The 7,473-nt window shown below is 39.0% G+C and carries 8 protein-coding genes and 1 pseudogene; 7 read left to right on the top strand and 2 right to left on the bottom strand.

From position 1 onward, the window contains the following. Positions 1-227: 227 nt before the first annotated feature. Both ABDV70_RS13055 and ABDV70_RS13050 read right to left on the bottom strand, forming a co-directional pair. On the bottom strand, positions 228-623 hold the full coding sequence (locus tag ABDV70_RS13055; protein WP_343598351.1) for a transposase: 396 nt from the start codon (positions 621-623) through the stop codon (positions 228-230). A gap of 41 nt (positions 624-664) precedes the next feature. After that, positions 665-1,001 (bottom strand): annotated as a pseudogene (locus ABDV70_RS13050) (IS630 transposase-related protein). 214 nt (positions 1,002-1,215) lie between these two features. Between ABDV70_RS13050 and ABDV70_RS13045 the strand changes: the two are divergent. The 7 genes from ABDV70_RS13045 (at position 1,216) to hisD (ending at position 7,398) form a co-directional block, all read left to right on the top strand. Further along, positions 1,216-1,524, top strand: a complete 309-nt coding sequence (locus ABDV70_RS13045) for an ankyrin repeat domain-containing protein (protein WP_343598346.1) — start codon at positions 1,216-1,218, stop codon at positions 1,522-1,524. Between the two features lie 179 nt (positions 1,525-1,703). Then, positions 1,704-3,155: an RNA polymerase factor sigma-54 gene (locus tag ABDV70_RS13040; protein ID WP_343598345.1), complete on the top strand. Its 1,452-nt coding sequence runs from the start codon at positions 1,704-1,706 to the stop codon at positions 3,153-3,155. Positions 3,156-3,297: 142 nt separating this feature from the next. Continuing rightward, positions 3,298-3,636 (top strand): ribosome-associated translation inhibitor RaiA, encoded by a 339-nt coding sequence (gene raiA / locus ABDV70_RS13035; RefSeq protein WP_343598344.1) that lies wholly within the window; start codon positions 3,298-3,300, stop codon positions 3,634-3,636. Positions 3,637-3,778: 142 nt separating this feature from the next. Continuing rightward, positions 3,779-4,030 (top strand): BolA family iron metabolism protein IbaG, encoded by a 252-nt coding sequence (ibaG, locus tag ABDV70_RS13030; RefSeq protein ID WP_343598343.1) that lies wholly within the window; start codon positions 3,779-3,781, stop codon positions 4,028-4,030. 6 nt (positions 4,031-4,036) lie between these two features. After that, on the top strand, positions 4,037-5,296 hold the full coding sequence (gene murA, locus ABDV70_RS13025) for a UDP-N-acetylglucosamine 1-carboxyvinyltransferase (protein WP_343598342.1): 1,260 nt from the start codon (positions 4,037-4,039) through the stop codon (positions 5,294-5,296). Between the two features lie 3 nt (positions 5,297-5,299). After that, positions 5,300-5,998, top strand: a complete 699-nt coding sequence (hisG, locus tag ABDV70_RS13020) for an ATP phosphoribosyltransferase (protein ID WP_343598340.1) — start codon at positions 5,300-5,302, stop codon at positions 5,996-5,998. Positions 5,999-6,096: 98 nt separating this feature from the next. Next, positions 6,097-7,398 carry a histidinol dehydrogenase gene (gene hisD, locus ABDV70_RS13015; protein WP_343598338.1) on the top strand — a complete coding sequence of 434 codons (1,302 nt, stop codon included), beginning with the start codon at positions 6,097-6,099 and terminating at the stop codon, positions 7,396-7,398. The last annotated feature ends 75 nt before the right edge of the window (positions 7,399-7,473 follow it).

Genomic DNA, 7,473 nt, shown 5'->3' with positions numbered 1-7,473 from the left:
TGTGGGGTTACCCATGTGAGAGTAAGTCATCGCCAGCTCATTATTCAAACCCCCGACCAAGTGTCGGGGGTTTATTTTTATGCGGAAGTTAAATAATCATAATTGAAATAATAAAATTAAAATAATCATAATTCGTCGAATAAATATAAATAAATACTATAGTTAAACCGCTTAATTTCTCATACAGAGAGTAAAGAACATTTGAAAAAGCTGGTCAACAGAGTCAACTAACCATTCTTTACGTTTGCGCTTGACCCATCCCACATTTTTTCAATCGGATTGAGATCAGGACTATAAGGTGGTAGCCAAAGTATTTGATGTCCATGTTGGGTGAATAAGTCTTCTATATCTTGTCGTTGATGAAATGTCGCATTGTCCATGACAATCACACTATTCATCACGGGTAATTCTGGAATTAGAAACTTATCTACCAAAAAATGAAACACATCAGAATTTACTTTGCAATCAAATAAACACACTGCAAATAATTGGCCTTGATGGATTGCACCGATTGCATTGGTCTGATTTTTGAATTGCCAATTATAAGATCCTAAAAAAGGCATTCCTTGCATCGCGTAACCATGCGGGCGGTACTCATGTGATTTAAACCCACTTTCATCAATATAAATAATAGGATATTTAGATTTAAGTGTATTCGGTTGGTTTAAGTATCGTTCTCGCAGTTCTGCTTTGACTTGGGGATGACGTAAGGTCTTTTTTTAACTGTGATTTTAAGCCGTTTTAATGCATCTCCAATTGAAGAAACACCACAGCCAAAACGAGCAGCTCGTTCGTATTGATAACCATCAGGGTATTTTTCTACATCAGCTCTCAGAGCATCATCATCAATTTTGGAGGGCGTGTTCGCTTAATTTCGATGCGTTTTTTCCAGCTCAAAATTGTATTTTTATTAATTTCGAATTGTGCAGCAACTGCTCGAATGGAATATCCTTCCTCAAGCTTTGCAAAGACTTTTTTCTAAAATGTTCTGAATAACTCATGCAGTTATTGTCTTATATTTTTAGCAGATTGACTATAAAGCCACTTTGAGTGGAATATGTAGGCTTGATGGGGATATTAATGCTGATAGACCGAGAAAATTTAGTTATTCTAAATGAATTACCATGATTTATTATTTTTTATTCTTTCTTTGAGCTGATAACAGACTATTGGTAAAATACGATAAAATTTAATTAGATGATGAGGATTTTTGATATGGAATTTCATTCTCTTACCCCTATTTCTGAAGAAGAAGAACTGCAACTGCCCGAACTTGTTTATTGGGCATCTTTAGGGAACTTTCAAGAAGTTGAACAACTGTTATCACAAGGTGTTGATCCGAATCAAAAGGATGAAGATGGGTATAGTGCATTGCAGGCAGCAGCCGAAAATGGATATTTAGATATCGTACATTTGCTGGTATTGAAAGGTGTAGATGTTCATTATAAAGCACAGTTTACCGCTTTAGAGCTTGCAAAAATGGCAGGAAATAGTGAGATTGTAGCGTACCTTGAAAATTTTTAAATAGGATGAATATATTCAGTTTTTTAAAAAATATATAAATTTTAATAATTTAGAGTGCAGATATAATTGTGTACTAATCATTACATTATTTTAGATTAGCTTGTATGTTTTTTATTAACTATATGCTATAAAAGATAATAACGGCATAAAAATTGCTTTAGTACTGTAAGGATAGTGTCATGAAGTTATCGGTGGGGTTAAAACTTGCAAACTCTTTATCCCTAACGCCTCAATTACAACAAGCAATCCGATTACTACAGTTGTCGAGTTTGGAGCTAGAGCAGGAAATCCAGATTCAATTAGAGAGCAATCCTTTATTAGAAAAAATAGAAGAAATTACCAGTACATCAGAAAGTAATCCATTACCAGAGGCCGATGATAAGTTCGACTTAACTCATGAGCTAAATGCAGATTATCTACCAGATGATTTACCTGTTGATACAGATTGGAATGATATTTACACGCATCAATCTACAGCATTAGCGATGCCAGATTTTGAAGAGCGGGAAGATAATCGTCAAGAAGCGTCAAGTTTGAAAGAACATATCATGGGGCAAATTAATTTACTTCATTTCTCCCAGATCGATAAGTTGATTGCTTATTGTGTTGTGGATGCCTTGGATGAAAAGGGTTTCCTTGATGCAGAAGTTTCTGAAATTACATTATCTGTGCAGCATTTATTGTCAGATATGGAAATTGATGAAGAAGTTGAAGATGATGAGGTTCTGGTTGTTTTAAAGTATTTACAACGATTAGAACCGATTGGCGTTGGCTCCCGTAATCTTGCAGAATGTTTGCGAGTCCAGCTGGAGAGTTTGCCTGAGTCGACGAAATATAGATCAGAAGCATTAAAATTATTGGCTTTTTATCCTTTACTGGTTGCAAACGATATTAATAAGTTGATGAAGCAGTCTGGGCTTTCTACTGAGCAGCTTAAATTGGCTATTGGTTTAATGAAAACATTAAAACCTTATCCTGGAAGTGATTTTTCTTCGGGTGAAGCTGAGTATCAGATTCCTGATGTTGTTGTTATGAAAAAGGCCGACCATTGGCAGGTACAGTTGAACCCAGATGTAATGCCAAAGCTGAGAATCAATTCATTCTATTCAGGATTAATTCGTCGAGCTGACCAAAGTGCAGATAATCAATATTTACGAAATCAGATGCTTGAGGCTAAAAATTTTATTAAAAGTATTGATGAACGACATAAAACATTATTAAAAGTTGCGAGTTGTATTGTAAGACATCAAAAAGCATTTTTAGAACAAGGGCCTGAGGCAATGCGTCCGTTGGTTCTGCGAGATGTTGCTGAAGAAGTTGAATTGCACGAGTCAACAGTATCTCGTGTGACAACCAATAAATATATTTTAACGCCACGTGGTTTATTTGAATTGAAATACTTTTTTTCGAGCCATGTTGGTACGACGACGGGAGGTGAGTGTTCATCAACTGCGATTCGCGCCATGATTAAAAAATTAATATCGGTAGAAAATCCGCGTAAACCCTTGTCAGATAATGCAATTGCGAATTTATTGAAAGATGAGGGGATTGATGTAGCACGGAGAACAGTTGCAAAGTATCGTGAGTCGTTACATATTCCTTCTTCTTCTGACAGAAAAGTATTGATTTGATCTGTTAAATTTGCTAATTCTAGATTGTCATTGTGACAATATAATGAATTTAGAGACGGAACGTAACATTATGATTAATTAATAGTTTTGTCTTTATTGATGGTCATGAGGTTATTGTATCCAAAAACAGAGGGATAGAATTATGCAATTAGTAATTCGTGGGCATCATCTAACAGTTACCCCTGCAATAGAACAAAGCATCCGCTTGAAGTTTAATCAAATGACAAAGCATTTTGACCAAGTAAATAGTATGCAGGTCAAATTATCCAAAGATCATCAGATTGATAAGCGCTCCCATAAAGGAAGCGCCAATCATATTGCCGAAGCGATTATTCGGTTGCCTGGTGTTGAATTTTTTGCACAGGCAAGTGCTGATGATATGTATACATCAATTACAAAATTAGCAGAAAAATTAAAAAGACAGTTGGCAAAGCATCGTAAAATGCAAACCATTTATCAGGCGGTCGTTGTACCTGTCTAATTTTTTGTGTGAGAAAAAAGAGGTTGTGACAGCCTCTTTTTTTTGATCATCATTTTTTGAGTGACATAATCAATTCTGTTTTTGAGATATCTATAGTAAAATAGGCGGTTTTTAACGTAGGTCGTAAACGAGGTCTTTTGCAATGAATAGCGAACAACTCACTGAAATTTTAAAGGCGGCTTTTCCTAACGCAGATGTTGCGGTGAGTGGACAAGCAGGCAAATTTGACCTACGTATTGTGGATGATATTTTTAAAGAAAAACGTCCTGTCGCACGTCAACAGGCAGTCTATGCTCCGTTAAATGACTATATTGCGAGTGGTGCAGTGCATGCTGTTACGATTCGTGCAATGACGAAAGAAGAATGGCGTAAAGCAAGTTTGTTCGGAGCTTAAGATTTAATGGATAAGTTTTTAATTCAAGGCGGAAAAACGCTTGAAGGTGAAGTGCGTATTTCGGGTGCAAAGAATGCGGCATTACCTTTGCTTGCAGCGACGATTCTTGCTGAAACACCAATGGTTATCCGCAATGTTCCTAATTTAAAAGATGTGAATACATTGGTGAAGTTAATTGCGGGTCTTGGTATTGAGATCTCTTATGAGGGGGATACCGTTCGTTCGGATGCCTCTACTTTAACCAATCAATTTGCACCGTATGAACTTGTGAAAACCATGCGGGCTTCAATTTTGGTTTTAGGGCCATTGGTGGCACGTTATGGTGAAGCAAAAGTGTCTTTACCTGGTGGTTGTGCTATTGGTTCCCGTCCAGTCGATCAACATTTAAAAGCGCTAGAAGCATTGGGTGCTCATATTGAAGTTGAAAATGGTTATGTGCATGCCAAAGTCGATGGTCGTTTAAAAGGTGGCGAAGTCATCTTTGATATGGTCACTGTCGGTGGTACAGAAAATATTTTGATGGCTGCTGCACTGGCTGATGGTGTGACAACTATTCGTAATGCTGCACGTGAGCCTGAAATTACTGATTTGGCACAAATGTTGATTAAGATGGGTGCCAAAATTGAAGGATTGGATACAGACACACTTGTTGTGACGGGTGTTGAATCTTTAAATGGTTGCGAATATGCAGTTGTTGCAGACCGTATCGAAACAGGTTCATATTTAGCTGCTGCTGCGATTACTGGTGGTCGAGTTAAAACGACAAATACTGACCCAGCATTACTTGAATGTGTACTTGAAAAATTTGAAGAAATGGGTGCAGAAGTCACACGTGGTGATGACTGGATTGAACTCGATATGTTAGGGAAAAGACCGAAAGCAGTGAGTTTCCGTACTTTACCTCATCCAGATTTTCCAACCGATATGCAAGCACAGTTGATGGCGGTGAATGCGATTGGTCGTGGTTTTGCAACGATTTCTGAAACGATTTTTGAAAATCGGTTTATGCATGTCCCTGAATTGTCACGTATGGGTGCCAATATTCAGGTCGAAGGAAATGATGCGGTTGTTACGGGTGTTGAAAAGCTTTCTGCTGCACCTGTCATGGCAACAGACTTACGTGCTTCTTTTTCTTTGGTTCTGGCAGCATTGGCGGCAGAAGGTGAGACTTTAGTGGATCGTATCTATCATATTGATCGTGGTTATGAAGATATTGAAGCGAAGTTACAAGGCATTGGTGCACAAATTAAGCGAGTAAGTGAGTAAGCAATGAACGAGTTAAGAAACGATGATCCAAATTTTGACGTAATGGGCGATTTTGATCATGGTTTGACCTTAGCACTCAGCAAAGGGCGTATTTTAAAAGAAACACTCCCTTTACTTGAAACAGCGGGGATTAACTTACTAGAAGATCCTGACAAATCTCGCAAGCTGATTTTTCCGACCACACATAAACTGGTTCGTATTCTCATTTTACGTGCGTCAGATGTGCCAACCTATGTTGAAAATGGCGCGGCAGATTTAGGTGTTGCGGGTAAAGATGTGTTGATGGAACATGGCGCACAGAATGTCTATGAACCATTAGATTTAAAAATTGCCAATTGTCGTCTCATGACTGCTGCTAAAGTGGGCATGGTACGTCCTAAAGGTCGTTTAAAAATTGCCACCAAATACGTTAATTTAACACGTCAATATTATGCAAGCCTTGGCGAGCAAGTCGATGTGATTAAACTGTATGGGTCGATGGAACTTGCGCCATTGGTTGGTTTGGGTGATTACATTGTCGATGTGGTTGATACTGGAAATACTTTACGTGCCAATGGTTTAGAGCCTTTAGAAGAAATTTGCAAAGTTTCTTCACGCTTAATTGTTAATAAAGCGAGCTTTAAACGGAAACATGCTTTATTAAACCCAATTATTGCTCAGCTTGAACGTGCCGTTGAAGCAAGAGAAAAACAATCTGCATAAAAGTAATTTCCCATCAAGCTTATAAGATTGATGTCGAACTCTTATCCACAAGTGTGTTGAAACAAGGTAAACTAAACTTCTCTTTTGTTTAATACCTTGTGGGTAAATTGATGCGACGTTTATCGACTCAAGATCAAGACTTTCAACAAGTCTTTGCCGATTTATTGGCTTTCGAAACAGTCAATGATCCAGAACTGATTAAAATTGTAGACCAAATTATTGCTGACGTGCGCCAACATGGCGATGCACATGTGCTTAAACTCACCCAACAGTTCGATCGACATCCAGCGCATCAATTTTCAGATCTTGAATTGTCACAAGCACAATTAAAAGTTGCTTTTGAAGGGCTGACAACCGAAGTCCGTGAAGCGCTTGAATTGGCAGCGAATCGTATTCGTACCTTCCATCAAGCTCAAAAGCAAGACGGCTGGAGCTATGTGGATGATTTGGGCAATACGCTCGGGCAAAAAGTCACACCGTTAGACCGCGTTGGTATCTACGTGCCTGGCGGACTTGCATCTTATCCTTCTTCTGTATTAATGAATGCCATTCCTGCCCATGTTGCAGGTGTGCAGGAAATTATTATGGTTGTCCCTGCACCAAATGGTGAACTTAATCCACTGGTACTTGCTGCTGCATATTTGGCGGGCGTACATCGGGTATTCACGATTGGTGGTGCGCAAGCTGTTGCTGCATTGGCCTATGGAACAGCTACCATTCCACGTGTCGATAAAATTACTGGGCCTGGAAACCGTTATGTTGCTGCGGCAAAACGTGCGGTGTTTGGTCAAGTCGGTATTGATATGATTGCAGGCCCATCTGAAATTTTGGTGTATGCCGAAGGACAGAATAACGCCAAATGGATTGCAATGGATGTTTTATCTCAGGCGGAGCATGATACGGTTGCTCAGGCGATTTTCATTACACCTGATGAAGCATTTTTAAATGACGTTGAACAAGCCATTGAAGAACACTTGGCTGCCTTGCCAAAAGCAGATATTGCACGCACTTCCATCGCGAACCGTGGTGCTTTGGTTTTAGTCAAAGACCGTGCTGAGGCAGTTGAACTGATTAATCAGGTTGCACCAGAACATCTTGAATTATGCTTGGATGAAGCTCTGGCGATGAGTGAAGATATTCGCCATGCAGGTGCAATTTTCATGGGGCGTTATACTCCTGAAGCGATTGGGGATTATTGTGCAGGGCCAAACCATGTTTTGCCAACCTCTGGAACAGCACGTTTTTCATCACCTTTAGGGGTTTATGATTTCCAAAAACGTTCGAGCCTTATTTTCTGTACAGCACAAGGGGTACAACCACTTGCTAAAACAGCAGATATTTTAGCGCAACAGGAAAATCTCGATGCGCATGCACGCTCGGCACGTTATCGTTATCAGTAAGATTCTTGAATTATCATGACAGGGTTTTACAGTTTTTATTTTGATTGCTAGTGTGTGTTTTTAGCTGAACGGACT

Origin of the sequence: Acinetobacter sp., assembly GCF_039596015.1 — a bacterium.
GTDB lineage: Bacteria > Pseudomonadota > Gammaproteobacteria > Pseudomonadales > Moraxellaceae > Acinetobacter.
The sequence above is the reverse complement of the archived record's forward strand: the minus strand, read 5'-3'. Positions and strand labels throughout refer to the sequence as shown.